Genomic DNA, 13,878 nt, shown 5'->3' on the forward strand with positions numbered 1-13,878 from the left:
CGATGACGGTGTGCAGTAAGTCGATCAGGCCGGTCGTCTCCAGGTAGCGGGCGATGACCAGGAGCGCCCACGCCGGGCCCGGCGGCTCCCGCCGGTGGCGGCGGAGCGCCCAAGCCCGGCCCGCGGCCGGGTCCGGTCCCGCCCGCGCCCAGCACGCCGGTCACCCCGGCGCCCGCGCAGGCGTCCGCCCCGTCCAGCCCGGCCCCGCCGGTGCCCAAGGCTCCGGGCGGCGCGCCGGCCGGCGGCCAGCGCGACGGCGGCCCGCGTGAGGGCGGTCCGCGTGACGCCGGTCCGCGCGACGGTGGTCCCAAGCCCGGTCCGCGCGCGCCCAAGCCGGGCCCGCGTCCCGGCCCGCGCCGTGACGGCGGCGGTGGCGGCGGCCGCGGTCCCGGTGGACCGCGTCCCGGCAACAACCCGTTCAGCTCGACCAACACCGGCATGGGCCAGGCGCCCAAGCCGGGGCCGCGTCCCGGCCCCCGGCCCGGCGGCGACCGGCCCGGCGGCGGCGACCGTCCGGGCGGTCCGCGTCCGGCCGGCGGTCCCCGGCCCGGCGGCGCTCCCGGCGCGGGCGGTCCCCGCCCGAGTCCGGGCAACATGCCGCCGCGGCCGTCCGCGGGCGGCGGCCCGCGGCCGAGCCCGATGAACATGCCGTCCTCGCGGCCGTCGTCCGCCCCCGGGCGGGGCGGTCCCGGTGGTGGCGGCCGTCCCGGTGGCGGCGGTGGCCGCCCGGGTGGCGGCGGTCGTCCCGGCGGCGGTGGCCGTCCCGGTGGCGGCGGCGGCTTCGGCGGTCCCCGTCCCGGTGGTGGCGGCGGTCGTCCCGGCGGTGGCTTCGGTCCCCGCCCGGGTGGCGGCGGCCGTGGCCGCGGCGGTACGCAGGGCGCGTTCGGCCGTCCCGGCGGGCGTCCGGCCCGCGGGCGCAAGTCGAAGAAGCAGCGGCGTCAAGAGTTCGACCAGATGCAGGCGCCGGCGATCGGCGGCGTCCAGGCGCCGCGCGGCAACGGCAAGGCGATCCGGCTTCCGCAGGGCGCCACGCTGACCGACTTCGCCGAGCGGATCGGGGCCAACCCGGCCTCGCTGGTGCAGATCATGATGCACCTCGGCAAGATGGTCACCGCCACCCAGTCGGTGGAGGAGAGCGACCTGCAGGAGCTCGGCCTGGAGCTCGACTTCGAGGTCCACGTCGTGAGCCCCGAGGAAGAGGACCGCGAGCTGCTCGAGTCGTTCGACATCGAGTACGGCGAGGACGAGGGCGGCGAGGAGAACCTCCAGGTCCGCCCGCCCGTGGTGACCGTCATGGGTCACGTCGACCACGGTAAGACCAAGCTGCTGGACGCGGTGCGCAACGCCGACGTGCAGGCCGGCGAGGCCGGCGGCATCACCCAGCACATCGGCGCCTACCAGGTGCAGACCGTGGTGGACGGCGAGGACCGCAAGATCACCTTCATCGACACCCCGGGTCACGAGGCGTTCACCGCCATGCGTGCCCGCGGTGCCGACACCACCGACCTGGTGGTGCTGGTGGTCGCCGCCGACGACGGCGTCAAGCCGCAGACGACGGAGGCGATCGACCACGCCACGGCGGCCGGGGTGCCGATCGTGGTCGCGGTCAACAAGATCGACGTCGAGGGCGCGGACCCGCAGCGGGTGCGGGCCCAGCTCACCGAGTACGGCCTGATCGCCGAGGAGTTCGGCGGCCAGACCCAGTTCGTCGACGTGTCGGCCAAGCAGGGCCTCAACATCGACGGGCTGCTCGAGGCGATCGTGCTGACCGCGGACGCCGAGCTGGAGCTCAGGGCCAACCCGGACATGCCCGCGCAGGGCTCGGCCATCGAGGCCCACCTGGACAAGGGCCGCGGTGCCGTGGCGACCGTGCTGGTGCAGCGCGGCACGCTGCGGGTCGGCGACTCGATCGTCTGCGGCGTGGCCCACGGCCGCGTCCGGGCGATGCTCGACGAGAACTTCAAGCCCGTCGACGAGGCGCCGCCGTCGCGTCCGGTCCAGGTGCTCGGCCTCACCGCCGTGCCCGGTGCCGGGGACAACTTCCTGGTCGTCGAGGACGACCGGGTCGCCCGGCAGATCGCCGACAAGCGGGTCGCCCGCAAGCGCAACGCCGAGCTGCTCAAGAGCCGCAAGAGCCTGTCCCTCGAGGACGCGTTCGAGGACCTGCGGCGCGGCGAGCGGGACGAGCTGCTGCTCATCCTCAAGGGCGACGTGTCCGGTTCGGTGGAGGCCCTCGAGGACTCGCTGTCGAAGATCGACGTGGGCGACGAGGTCAACCTGCGCGTCATCCGCCGCGGTGTCGGCGCGATCACGCAGGACGACGTCAACCTGTCGCTGGCCTCCGAGGGCGCGGTGATCATCGGCTTCAACGTCCGGCCCGAGCGCAACGCGCAGGACCTGGCCGACCGCGAGGGCGTGGACATCCGCTACTACTCGGTCATCTACCAGGCGATCGAGGAGGTCGAGGCGGCCCTCAAGGGCATGCTGAAGCCGGAGTTCGAGGAGGTCCAGCTCGGCACCGCCGAGATCCGCGAGATCTTCAAGGTGCCGCGGATCGGCAACGTCGGCGGCTCGATGGTCACCTCCGGTGTCATCCAGCGCAACGCCAAGGCCCGCCTCGTCCGCGACGGCACGGTGGTGGCCGACAACCTCACGGTGTCGTCCCTGCGCCGGTTCAAGGACGACGCGACCGAGGTCCGCGAGGGCTTCGAGTGCGGTATCGGCGTCGGGTTCAACGACATCAAGCTCGGTGACGTCATCGAGTGCTTCGAGATGCGGGAGAAGCCCCGCGTCTGAGGCCCTCGCGACGGCCCCGGACACGAGGTCGCGCACGTAACGGCACGGCGCCAGGTCGCACTCGCGGCCTGGCGTCGTGCCGCGTCGGTCCACGTCGGTCCACCAGGGACGCGGTCCGGGAACACCCGGGCCGCCGCCCGTCGTTCCACTCGATACGAAGATCCACGAGGTGATCCATCAGGTGTACGTGGGTGCGCTGACACTCGATCTGCTGCTGGGGGACGTCCGTTCGCTGAAGGAGAAGCGCGCGGTCGTGCGCCCCATCGTCGCGGAGGTCCGCAAGAGGTTCCCGGGCGTGGCCGTGGCCGAGACCGGCGACAACGACCTGTACCGCCGGGCGGAGATCGGGGTGGCGGTGGTCTCCGGCACCGCCGCGAACTGCACCGAGGTGCTGGACAAGTGCGAGCGGCTGGTGCACGGCCGCCCGGAGATCGAGCTGCTGTCGGCGCGGCGGCGGCTCTACAACGGCGAGGACTAGCGAGCTCCTCGCGAGAACTACGGAAAGGGAGTGCGATCATGGTGGACGCAGCTCGCGCGCGCAAGCTCGCCGACCGCATCCAGCAGATCGTGGCGGAGATGCTGGAGCGGCGGATCAAGGATCCGCGGCTCGGCTTCGTGACCGTGACGGACACCCGGATCACCAACGACCTGCGCGACGCCACCGTCTACTACACGGTGTACGGGTCGGAGGGCGAGCGGGCCGAGACCGCCGCCGCCCTGGAGAGCGCGAAGGGGATCATCCGCTCGGAGGTGGGGCGGCAGACCGGCGTCCGGCACACCCCGAGCCTGACCTTCGTCGCCGACTCCCTGATGGAGGACGCCGCGCACATCAACGAGCTGCTGGCCAAGGCGCGGGCGCGGGACGCCGAGGTCGCGAAGGCGGCGCGGGGCGCCAGCCACGCGGGCGAGGCCGACCCGTACCGGGCGCCCGCCGGTGACACCGATGAGACCGGCGGGACCGGCGAAAACGCTGAGGACGAGGGCGGCGAAGCGGGACACTCGTCATCGTGAGCGAACCGGTGGCGGGCGGCCCGCGGGCACCGGGGAGCGTCTGGACGAGCGACCACGACGCCCCCGCGCTGGCCTGGGGCGGCGCCGTCGACCACGTCGACCACTCGCCGGGCGCGGCCTCGCCGGCCCCGTCCGCCTCGCCGGCCCCGGCCCCGGCCTCCGGGTGGGACGGGCTGGACTGGGACCGCGCCGTCCGGATCATCCGGGAGGCCGGCGAGATCTCGCTGGCCTGCCACATCGCTCCCGACGGCGACGCGCTCGGATCGATGCTGGCGCTGGCGCAGGCGCTGCGGGCGCTGGGCAAGGACGTCGCGGCGTCGTTCGGGGAGCCGTTCAAGGTCCCGGACATCCTGCGCTTCCTGCCCGGCCAGGAGCTGCTGGTCGAGCCGTCCCGGCTGCCCGCCGCCCCGGAGGTCATGATCACCCTGGACGCGGCGGGCGTGGAGCGGCTGGGATCCCTGGCCGGCCGGGCCGGCGCCGCCGGGGCGCTGATCGTCGTCGACCACCACGCGTCCAACACCGGGTTCGGCGCCGTCCGGCTGGTCGACCCCGACGCGGCGGCGACCGCCGTGCTGGTCGACGAGCTGATCCGCCGGCTGGGCGCGCGGCTCACCCCGGACATCGCGGAGGGCCTCTACGCGGGGGTCGCCAGCGACACCGGATCGTTCAAGTACCCCTGCACCACCCCGGAGGTGCACGACCTGGCGGGAAGACTCCTGGCCGCGGGCGTGCGGCCGGAGGCGGTGAGCCGGGAGCTGTGGGACCGCGCCCCGTTCGGTTACCTGATGGTGCTGGCGGGCGCGCTGAACCGGGCCCGGCTCGAACGCGACGCCGCCGGCGGCCTCGGCCTGGTCTGGACGACGATCGGCCGCGCCGACCGCGACGCCCGGGGCGTCCCGTACGACCAGCTGGAGGGCGTCATCGACCAGCTGCGCCGCACCGACGAGGCCGAGGTCGCGGTGGTCCTGAAGGAGAACGACCAGGGCGGCTGGTACGTCTCGACCCGTTCCAAGGGGCGGGTGGACGTGGGCCGCGCCTGCGTGGAGCTCGGCGGCGGCGGGCACCGCACCGCGGCCGCGTTCACCATCACCGGCGAGCCGGCCGACATCATCGACCGCCTGCGGGCCTCGCTCGGCGCGGCCTGAACCCCGCCGCACCGACGAAGGGAGCACCATGAGCACGGCCGCCTCGGGGCTGGTCATCGTCGACAAGCCCGCGGAGTGGACCTCCCACGACGTGGTCGGCAAGCTGCGGCGGCTGGCGCGCACCCGGCGGGTCGGGCACGCCGGCACGCTGGACCCGATGGCCACCGGCGTGCTGGTGATCGGCGTGGAGAAGGCCACCCGGCTGCTCGGCCATCTGGCGCTGACCGAGAAGGAGTACGCGGCCACGATCCGGCTCGGCCAGACCACCAACACCGACGACGCCGAGGGCGAGATCACCGCGACCGCGTCCGCCCGTGATGTGGCAGAGGAGGCGCTGCGGGCCGGGATCGCGTCGCTGACCGGGCCGATCGAGCAGGTGCCGCCGCAGGTCAGCGCGATCAAGGTGAACGGCGAGCGGGCGTACAAGATGGCCCGCAAGGGCGAGGAGGTGGCCCTGAAGGCGCGGCCGGTGACCGTGCACGCGTTCACGGTGACCGACGTCCGCCGCGAGGGCGACCTGGTCGACGTGGACGCGGTGATCGGCTGCTCGTCGGGCACCTACATCCGGGCGCTGGCCCGGGACCTCGGCGCCATGCTCGGCACCGGCGGGCACCTGACGGCGCTGCGCCGCACCCGGGTGGGGCCGTACGACCTGGGCATGGCCCGCACGATCGAGCAGCTCACCGAGAGCATGGAGATCCTGCCGATCGGGGACGCGGTGTCGGCCGCGTTCCCGCGCCGCGAGGTCACCGCCGAGGACGCCCGCAAGGTCGCGCACGGCGGCCGGCTGCCGGCGCTCGGCATGGGGCCCGGCCCGGTCGGCGTCTTCGCGCCGGACGGGACGCTGCTGGCGCTGGTGGAGGAGCAGGGGAGGGCGGCGAAGCCGCTGGCGGTCTTCGTCCCCTGACGCCCTCATGGCGGAAGGGCGCGCGGCGCCGGGGTGGCGAGGCTCACGCCCCGAGTCTCCCGTCGGCCCCTCCCGAATCAACCTACGGTCGCGTAACCTACGTAACCGTAGGTTGTTGAGCGAGGAGGTCGCCGTGGCCACGATGAACCGGCCGTCACCGTCCCTTCCCGAGGCTCCGTCCCCCACACGCCCCCGGCTGCGGGGCTGGCTGCATCTGGGCGCGTTCCCGGCCGTGCTCGTCGCCGGGCTGGTGCTGGTGGCGCTCGGGCCGACCCTGGAGGCGCGGCTGGCCTCCGCCGTGTACGTGCTGGCGTCCGGCCTGCTGTTCGGGATCTCCGGCACGTACCACCGGCAGCGCTCGACCCGGCTGGTGGAGCTGCTGCGGCGCTTCGACCACGCGAACATCTATCTGATCATCGCCGGGACGTACACGCCGTTCGCCGTGGTGGCCCTGGACGGCGGCACGCGCCTGGCGGTGCTCGCGGTCGTCTGGACCGGGGCGGTCGCCGGCGTGGTGTTCCGCACGACCTGGGTCGGCGCGCCGCGCTGGCTCTACGTGAGCCTCTACATCGCGCTCGGCTGGGTCGCGGTGTTCTTCATGCCGCAGTTCCTGGACGGCGCCGGGCTCGCCGCCTGCCTCCTGGTGGCGCTGGGCGGCGTCGCGTACAGCGTCGGCGGCGTCGTGTACGGCCTGCGCAGGCCCGACCCGTCGCCGCGCTGGTTCGGCTTCCACGAGGTCTTCCACGCCTGCACGCTCGCCGCGTACGTCATGCAGTACATCGCCGTCTCGCTGGTGGTGTACCAGTCCGCGTGAACGCCTGCTACCCACGGGTAGAATCGCCACGGGCAGCCCCTCCGGTCACCCCGCGACCGGCCGCATGGCAGTCTTGAGGGCGACAACTGGACCGGCAGGCAGGTTTCACGCAGGGAGTGCATGGTGCGGCGCTGGCATGGCCTCGAAGAGGTTCCCGCCGATTGGGGCAGGTCGGTCGTGACGATCGGCGTGTTCGACGGCGTGCACCGCGGTCATCAGCGGATCGTCCGCGCCGCCGCCGACCTGGCCCGCGAGCGCGGCGTCCGGTCGGTCGTGATCACGTTCGATCCGCATCCCGACGAGGTGGTCCGGCCGGGCACCCACCCGCCGCTGCTGGCCTCGACCCGGCGCCGGATCGAGCTGCTGGAGGGCCTCGGCACCGACGCGGTGGCGGTGGTCCCGTTCACGCTGGAGCTGTCCAAGGTGCCGCCGGACGAGTTCGTCCAGTCGGTGCTGGTCGACCGGCTGCACGCGTCCCACGTGATCGTGGGGGAGGACTTCCGGTTCGGCCACAAGGCCAAGGGCGACGTCCCGCTGCTGCGCGAGCTGGGCGAGAAGTACGACTTCACCGTCGACGGGATGCCGCTGGTGGCCAACGGCGGCACGATCTCGTCCACCTACATCCGGGAGCGGCTCGACTCCGGCGCGGTCGAGGACGCCGCCGCCGCGCTGGGCCGCCCGCACCGGGTCGAGGGCGTGGTGGTGCGCGGCCACCAGCGCGGCCGGGCGCTGGGCTTCCCGACGGCCAACCTGGAGAGCCTGCCGCACACCGCGATCCCCGCGGACGGCGTGTACGCCGGCCGGCTGGTCTGCGACTCCGACCGCTACCCCGCCTTCAGCTGGCCCGCCGCGATCTCCATCGGCACCAACCCGACGTTCGAGGGCGGCGAGCGCACCGTGGAGGCGTACGCGCTGGACCGCGACGACCTCGACCTGTACGGCGAGCACATGGCGGTCGACTTCGAGGCGCGGATCCGCGACACGCTCAAGTTCGACTCGATCGACGCGCTGGTCGAGGAGATGCGGCGCGACGTGGCGCGCGCCCGGGAGCTCACCTCCTCCTGACCCGCCGCCCCGGGAATGATCACAAAATCCCTGATCACGCACGGTGCCCGGAGCGGGACGGGGTATCGGGGCGGGCATGGTACGGTGAAGAATCGCCGGGAAGGACCCCGGCCGGTGAGCTGCACCCTCATGCGGCTCGCCACGTTTCCTGCGCACCATGCGGACCGCCGTGCCGACCGGGCCGGGATCTGCGGGTGACGATCTCATCGAAGGAGCCACGTGTCGCTCGACACCGCCACGAAGAACAAGATCATCTCTGAGTATGCGACCACTGAGGGTGACACCGGTTCTCCGGAGGTCCAGGTCGCGCTGCTGACCCGGCGGATCAACGATCTGACCGAGCACCTCAAGGAGCACAAGCACGACCACCACAGCCGCCGCGGCCTCCTGCTGCTGGTCGGCCGTCGTCGCCGGCTCCTGAAGTACCTGAGCAACAAGGACATCAACCGCTACCGGCAGCTGATCGAACGACTCGGTCTGCGCCGCTAGCAAGGCGAGGGAGTGGCTCATGCGGGCCGCTCCCTCCTCTGTATCGGCCCGGGATCGCGGCCCGCACGGGCCCGCCGCCCCACCGCGCGTCCGCCGCCAGGCGTAGAACCGCCGCGGAACGGGAATGCGAGTCCGCGGACGCGGCGCCGCTCCCGGCGGCCGGTACGAGAGCCCGGGAGCCCCGGGCTCCCGCGCGCGGCCGGCGGCCGTGACCGGTCATCGGACGGCACGCCCGGCCGGCCCGCCGTACAACTGGAAAGACAAGCCCCGCGGACACCGCCCTGGTGCGGCCGGTCCTCGGTAGTGGCTTCCGGATCGCTCCGCGCGAGCGCCCGCCGACGGCGGGCCCCGTCCGATCCGGACGCTTCGATCGAAGACCGGCACTGCGCGAAGCCACGGGAGACGACCGCGGGAACGACCGAAACCTAGGAGGTTTCCCGTGAGCGATGCCGTGCGCATCGACGGCGCGCAGAGCGCCGAAGCCGTGATCGACAACGGCTCCTTCGGTACCCGGACCATCCGGTTCGAGACCGGCCGGCTGGCCCGGCAGGCGGCCGGCTCGGCCGTCGTGTACCTGGACGACGAGACGATGGTGCTCTCGGCCACCACCGCGTCCAAGAAGCCCAAGGACAACCTGGACTTCTTCCCGCTGACCGTGGACGTCGAGGAGCGGATGTACGCCGCGGGCCGGATCCCCGGCTCGTTCTTCCGCCGCGAGGGCCGGCCCTCCGAGGACGCGATCCTCACCTGCCGGCTGATCGACCGCCCGCTGCGCCCGTCCTTCGTCAAGGGCCTGCGCAACGAGATCCAGGTCGTCGAGACGATCCTGGCGCTGCACCCCGAGCACCTGTACGACGTCGTGGCCATCAACGCCGCGTCGCTGTCCACGCAGCTCGCCGGGCTGCCCTTCTCCGGCCCGATCGGCGGCGTCCGCGTCGCGCTGATCGAGGGCCAGTGGGTCGGCTTCCCGACCCACCCCGAGCTGGAGCGCGCCACCTTCGACATGGTCGTGGCCGGCCGGGTGCTGGAGGACGGCGACGTCGCGATCATGATGGTCGAGGCCGAGTCCACCCGCGACACCCTCAAGCTGGTCGGCGAGGGCGCCACCGCGCCGACCGAGGAGACGGTCGCCGAGGGCCTCGAGGCCGCCAAGCCGTTCATCAAGGTGCTGTGCCAGGCGCAGAGCGAGATCGCGGCCGCGGCCGCGAAGCCGACCGCCGAGTACCCGCTGTTCCCCGACTACCAGGACGACGTCCTGGACGCGGTCACCGCCGCGGTCTCCGGGGAGCTGGCGCAGGCGCTGACGATCGCCGGCAAGCAGGAGCGCGAGTCCCGGCTGGACGAGATCAAGGCGTCCGCCGCCGAGAAGCTCGGCACCGACTTCGAGGGCCGGGAGAAGGAGATCTCCGCCGCGTTCCGCGCCCTCACCAAAAAGCTGGTGCGCGAGCGCGTGGTCCGCGACGGGCTGCGGATCGACGGCCGCGGGGTCAAGGACATCCGGCAGTTGACCGCCGAGGCGCACGTGATCCCGCGGGTGCACGGCTCGGCGATCTTCGAGCGCGGCGAGACCCAGATCATGGGCGTCACCACGCTCAACATGCTCCGGATGGAGCAGATGATCGACACGCTCAACCCCGAGCGCACCAAGCGCTACATGCACAACTACAACTTCCCGCCGTACTCGACCGGTGAGACCGGCCGGGTGGGCTCGCCCAAGCGGCGCGAGATCGGGCACGGCGCGCTGGCCGAGCGGGCGCTGATCCCGGTGCTGCCGACGCGCGAGGAGTTCCCGTACGCGATCCGGCAGGTGTCGGAGGCGCTGGGCTCCAACGGCTCCACCTCGATGGGCTCGGTCTGCGCGTCCACCATGTCGCTGCTGGACGCGGGCGTGCCGCTGAAGCAGATGGTGGCCGGCATCGCCATGGGCCTGATCCACGAGGGCGGCGAGTACGTCACGCTGACGGACATCCTCGGCGCCGAGGACGCGTTCGGCGACATGGACTTCAAGGTCGCCGGCACCCGCGACGTGATCACCGCGCTCCAGCTCGACACCAAGCTGGACGGCATCCCGGCCTCGGTCCTGGCCGCCGCGCTCAAGCAGGCCAAGGGCGCCCGGCTGGCGATCCTGGACGTGATGGCCGAGGCCATCGAGGCTCCGGCCGAGATGAGCGAGTTCGCGCCGCGGATCATCACGATCAAGGTCCCGGTCGACAAGATCGGCGAGGTCATCGGCCCGAAGGGCAAGATGATCAACTCGATCCAGGACGACACCGGCGCCGACATCACGATCGAGGACGACGGCACGATCTACGTCGGTGCCACCGACGGCCCGTCCGCCGAGGCCGCGCGGCAGGCGATCAACGCGATCGCCAACCCGCACATGCCGGAGGTCGGCGAGCGCTACCTCGGCACCGTCGTCAAGACCACGACGTTCGGCGCGTTCGTGTCGCTGCTGCCCGGCAAGGACGGCCTGCTGCACGTCTCGCAGATCCGCAAGCTGCACGGCGGCGCCCGGATCGAGAACGTCGACGACGTGATCTCCGTCGGCGAGAAGATCCAGGTCGAGGTCACCGAGATCGACCAGCGCGGCAAGCTGTCGCTGGTCCCGGTCGAGGTGGTCGAGAAGGAGGCCGAGGCCAAGGAGGCCGGCGGCGACGCCGCCGCGCCGGCCGCCGCCAACGGCTCCGCCGACCGCGGTGACGACGAGGGCGGCGAGCGCCGCGCCCCGCGCCGCCGCCGCACCCGCCGCGGCGACGAGGGCACGCAGCGCAACTCCTGAGCCCGCACGACGATGACGGCCGACCGGTCTGCCCGACCCACCGGGCAGACCGGTCGTCCGGTTTCACCCCCCGGCCGTCCGGCCCCTGGCCGTCCGGTCCCCTGGCCGTCCGGCCTCGGGCATCGCGACATCCAGCACCCCCGGTAGCCCGCCCCCGGGCATCCCGGCACCTCGGTTCCCAGGTTCCCCGGTTCCCGGGCTCCCGGGGCCGGTTTCCCGGACGCCGGTATCCCGGCACCCCCGACATCCCGTAACTTCGATTCGATGGAGAGTCCGCCCGTGACGCTGCCGGCCAGGGCGCAGGAGCCCGGCACCACCCACACGATCCACCCCGGCGCCGACGGCGGCGGGGCGGTGCGCCGCACGGTGCTGCCCGGCGGGCTGCGCGTGATCACCGAGTCGATGCCGACGGTCCGCTCGGCCGCGTTCGGCGTCTGGGCCGGGGTCGGCTCCCGGGACGAGTCCCCGGCCGACGCCGGCGCCAGCCACTACCTGGAGCACGTGCTGTTCAAGGGCACGAGGCGGCGGTCCGCGCTGGAGATCTCGGCCGCGATCGACGCGGTCGGCGGCGACCTCAACGCGTTCACCGCCAAGGAGTACACCTGCTACTACGCGCGGGTGCTGGACGCCGACCTGCCCCTCGCGGTGGACGTGGTCTCCGACATGGTCGCCTCGTCGGTCAACCGGCCCGACGACGTCGAGGCCGAGCGCGGGGTGATCCTCGAAGAGATCCACATGCGCGACGACGACCCGGGCGACCTCATCCACGACGAGTTCTCCACCGCGCTGTACGGCGACGTCCCGCTCGGCCGCCCGATCCTGGGCACGGTCGACTCCATCAACGCCCTGACCCGCGACCGCATCCACGGCTACTACCGGGAGCACTACGTGCCCCGCAACCTCGTGGTCGCGGTCGCCGGCAACGTCGACCACGACCAGGTCGTACGGCTGGTCTCGGACGCGTGGGCGGACCGCCTCACCGGCGACGACCGCCCCGCCGCGCCCCGCATCGACGGCGAGGCCACGCCAGCGTCCCCGCAGGTGCGGGTGATCGACAAGGACACCGAGCAGGCGCACGTGATCCTGGGCGGCGCCGGCGTGTCCCGTACCGACGACCGCCGCTTCGCGCTCGGCATCCTCAACGCGGCCCTGGGCGGCGGCATGTCGTCCCGGCTGTTCCAGGAGATCCGCGAGCGCCGCGGGCTGGCCTACTCGGTCTACAGCTACACCTCGCAGTACGCCGACACGGGCGTCTTCGGCGTCTACGCGGGCTGCCAGCCCGCCAAGATCGACGAGGTGCTGTCCATCTGCCGCGACGAGATCGCCAGGATCGCCGAGGAGGGCATCGAGGGCGAGGAGCTGGACCGCGGCAAGGGCCAGCTGCGCGGCGCGATGGTCCTCGGCCTGGAGGACAGCGGCTCCCGGATGAGCCGCATCGGCAAGAGCGAGCTGGTGTACGAGTCGCTGCTCCCGGTGGACGAGGTCCTCGCCCGGATCGACGCCGTCACCCCCGACGACATCCGCGAGGTCGGCCGCGCCGTGCTCGCCGAACCGCAGGCCCTCACCGTCATCGGCCCCTTCGGCGACCGCGACTTCAGCCTGAGCTGACCGCCGTGCGGCCGGGCCCGCCCGCCGGCGGGTCGGGCTCGCTCACCAACGGGGCCGGCCCGCCCGTCGGCGGTCGGCTCAGGGATGTTTTCGTTTCGCCGGGTGGCGTCTGGGTTCCACGGCCGAGCTGAGGAGGCCGGTCAGCCAGTGTTTGGTCGGGTCCGCGTCCACCAGCAGGGCGCGGACCAGGGTGCTCAGAGGCACGGCCAGGATGGCGCCCAAGGGGCCGAGGACCCAGGCCCAGAGGATCAGCGAGATGTTGACCAGGGTGAACGACAGGCCCACGGCGTCGCCGAGGAACTTGGGCTGGATCAGGGACTGCAGGACGAAGTTGATGGCGCAGTAGGCGACGATGACCCAGATCATCGTGCCGACGCCGCCGTCGAGGAGGCCGAGGACGGCCGGGGGCGCCAGGCCGACCACGAAGCCGATGTTGGGGATGTAGTTGGTGAGGAAGGACAGCAGGCCCCACAGGAGGGGCAGCGGGACCGCGAGGATGTAGAGGGCCGCGACGTCGAGGGCCGCGACGAGCAGGCCGAAGACCGTGGTGACGACGAGGAAGCGGCCGGTGTCGCGGGCGAACGCGCGCAGGGCGCGGACGAGGTCGGAGCGGGCGCCGTCCTGGTCGGCGAGCTTGGCGAGCTGGCGGACGGTGCCGGTCGCGTCGATGCACATGCCGAACAGCAGCAGCACGATGAGCACGAGGGCCGAGGACGCGCTCAGCAGGCCGTTCAGGAACGCCTGGACGTAGGCGAACAGCTGGCTCGGGTCGAGCCGGGACACCGCGTCCTGGAGCTTGCGCTGGTCGATGCCGTACTTGGCGAGCGTGTGCGTGGCCTCGGTGACGAGGGCGTTGAACTGGCTGGTGTAGTCGGGCAGCATCAGGGCGAGCTGGGCGACCGAGACGGCCAGCGCCGCGCCGAGGGCGAGCAGGACGAGGATCACCGTGGCCAGCGGTACGGCCACGCAGACCCAGAACGGGGCGCCGTGCCGGTCGAGCCAGCCGCGCAGCGGGTTGACCGAGATCGTCAGCACCAGGGCCAGGAAGGCGGGGCCGGCGAGCGAGCCGATCGCCTTGATGCCGGCCACCGTGACGACCGCGGCGGCCGTGCCCACCAGGACCCGCAGCGCGGGCGAGCGCGCCTGCTCCATTCGTCCCCCCGAGGTTCGCACGTGTCGTAACAGTATCGTTACGGGGTGTCATTTCGGTTCGCTGACCGGCGGCGGCCGGTCGCGGGCGCCGCGATAGGCTGCGGGCCGCAGT

Annotated in this window: 11 protein-coding genes; 10 read left to right on the top strand and 1 reads right to left on the bottom strand. The window is 72.9% G+C overall.

The window, feature by feature from the left end; all coding sequences use genetic code 11:
- Positions 1-954 precede the first annotated feature (954 nt).
- The 10 genes from infB (at position 955) to AB0881_RS02795 (ending at position 12,614) form a co-directional block, all read left to right on the top strand.
- A complete protein-coding gene (gene infB / locus AB0881_RS02750) occupies positions 955-2,796 on the top strand; it encodes a translation initiation factor IF-2 (protein ID WP_366613722.1) in 1,842 nt (613 codons plus the stop codon).
- 169 nt (positions 2,797-2,965) lie between these two features.
- Positions 2,966-3,274, top strand: coding sequence for a DUF503 domain-containing protein (locus AB0881_RS02755; protein ID WP_366613723.1), 309 nt, complete (start codon positions 2,966-2,968; stop codon positions 3,272-3,274).
- A 38-nt stretch (positions 3,275-3,312) separates the two neighbouring features.
- Positions 3,313-3,807, top strand: a complete 495-nt coding sequence (gene rbfA / locus AB0881_RS02760; RefSeq protein WP_366613724.1) for a 30S ribosome-binding factor RbfA — start codon at positions 3,313-3,315, stop codon at positions 3,805-3,807.
- Positions 3,804-4,952 carry a bifunctional oligoribonuclease/PAP phosphatase NrnA gene (locus AB0881_RS02765; protein WP_366613725.1) on the top strand — a complete coding sequence of 383 codons (1,149 nt, stop codon included), beginning with the start codon at positions 3,804-3,806 and terminating at the stop codon, positions 4,950-4,952. Before rbfA ends, AB0881_RS02765 begins: the two co-directional genes overlap by 4 nt.
- A 28-nt stretch (positions 4,953-4,980) precedes the next feature.
- On the top strand, positions 4,981-5,859 hold the full coding sequence (gene truB, locus AB0881_RS02770) for a tRNA pseudouridine(55) synthase TruB (RefSeq protein ID WP_366613726.1): 879 nt from the start codon (positions 4,981-4,983) through the stop codon (positions 5,857-5,859).
- Positions 5,860-6,001: 142 nt separating this feature from the next.
- Positions 6,002-6,673 carry a hemolysin III family protein gene (locus AB0881_RS02775; protein WP_366613979.1) on the top strand — a complete coding sequence of 224 codons (672 nt, stop codon included), beginning with the start codon at positions 6,002-6,004 and terminating at the stop codon, positions 6,671-6,673.
- Between the two features lie 123 nt (positions 6,674-6,796).
- Positions 6,797-7,738 (top strand): bifunctional riboflavin kinase/FAD synthetase, encoded by a 942-nt coding sequence (locus tag AB0881_RS02780; RefSeq protein ID WP_366613727.1) that lies wholly within the window; start codon positions 6,797-6,799, stop codon positions 7,736-7,738.
- Between the two features lie 219 nt (positions 7,739-7,957).
- Complete coding sequence (rpsO, locus tag AB0881_RS02785) at positions 7,958-8,227, top strand: 30S ribosomal protein S15 (protein ID WP_067884254.1); 270 nt, start codon at positions 7,958-7,960, stop codon at positions 8,225-8,227.
- A 457-nt stretch (positions 8,228-8,684) separates the two neighbouring features.
- Complete coding sequence (locus AB0881_RS02790) at positions 8,685-11,006, top strand: polyribonucleotide nucleotidyltransferase (RefSeq protein WP_366613981.1); 2,322 nt, start codon at positions 8,685-8,687, stop codon at positions 11,004-11,006.
- Positions 11,007-11,270: 264 nt separating this feature from the next.
- Positions 11,271-12,614 (top strand): pitrilysin family protein, encoded by a 1,344-nt coding sequence (locus AB0881_RS02795; RefSeq protein WP_366613728.1) that lies wholly within the window; start codon positions 11,271-11,273, stop codon positions 12,612-12,614.
- Between the two features lie 78 nt (positions 12,615-12,692).
- Here AB0881_RS02795 and AB0881_RS02800 read toward each other — a convergent pair whose 3' ends face one another.
- Positions 12,693-13,766 carry an AI-2E family transporter gene (locus AB0881_RS02800; protein WP_366613729.1) on the bottom strand — a complete coding sequence of 358 codons (1,074 nt, stop codon included), beginning with the start codon at positions 13,764-13,766 and terminating at the stop codon, positions 12,693-12,695.
- Positions 13,767-13,878: the final 112 nt, after the last annotated feature.

This window comes from Spirillospora sp. NPDC029432 (assembly GCF_040703975.1).
Classification (GTDB): domain Bacteria; phylum Actinomycetota; class Actinomycetes; order Streptosporangiales; family Streptosporangiaceae; genus Spirillospora.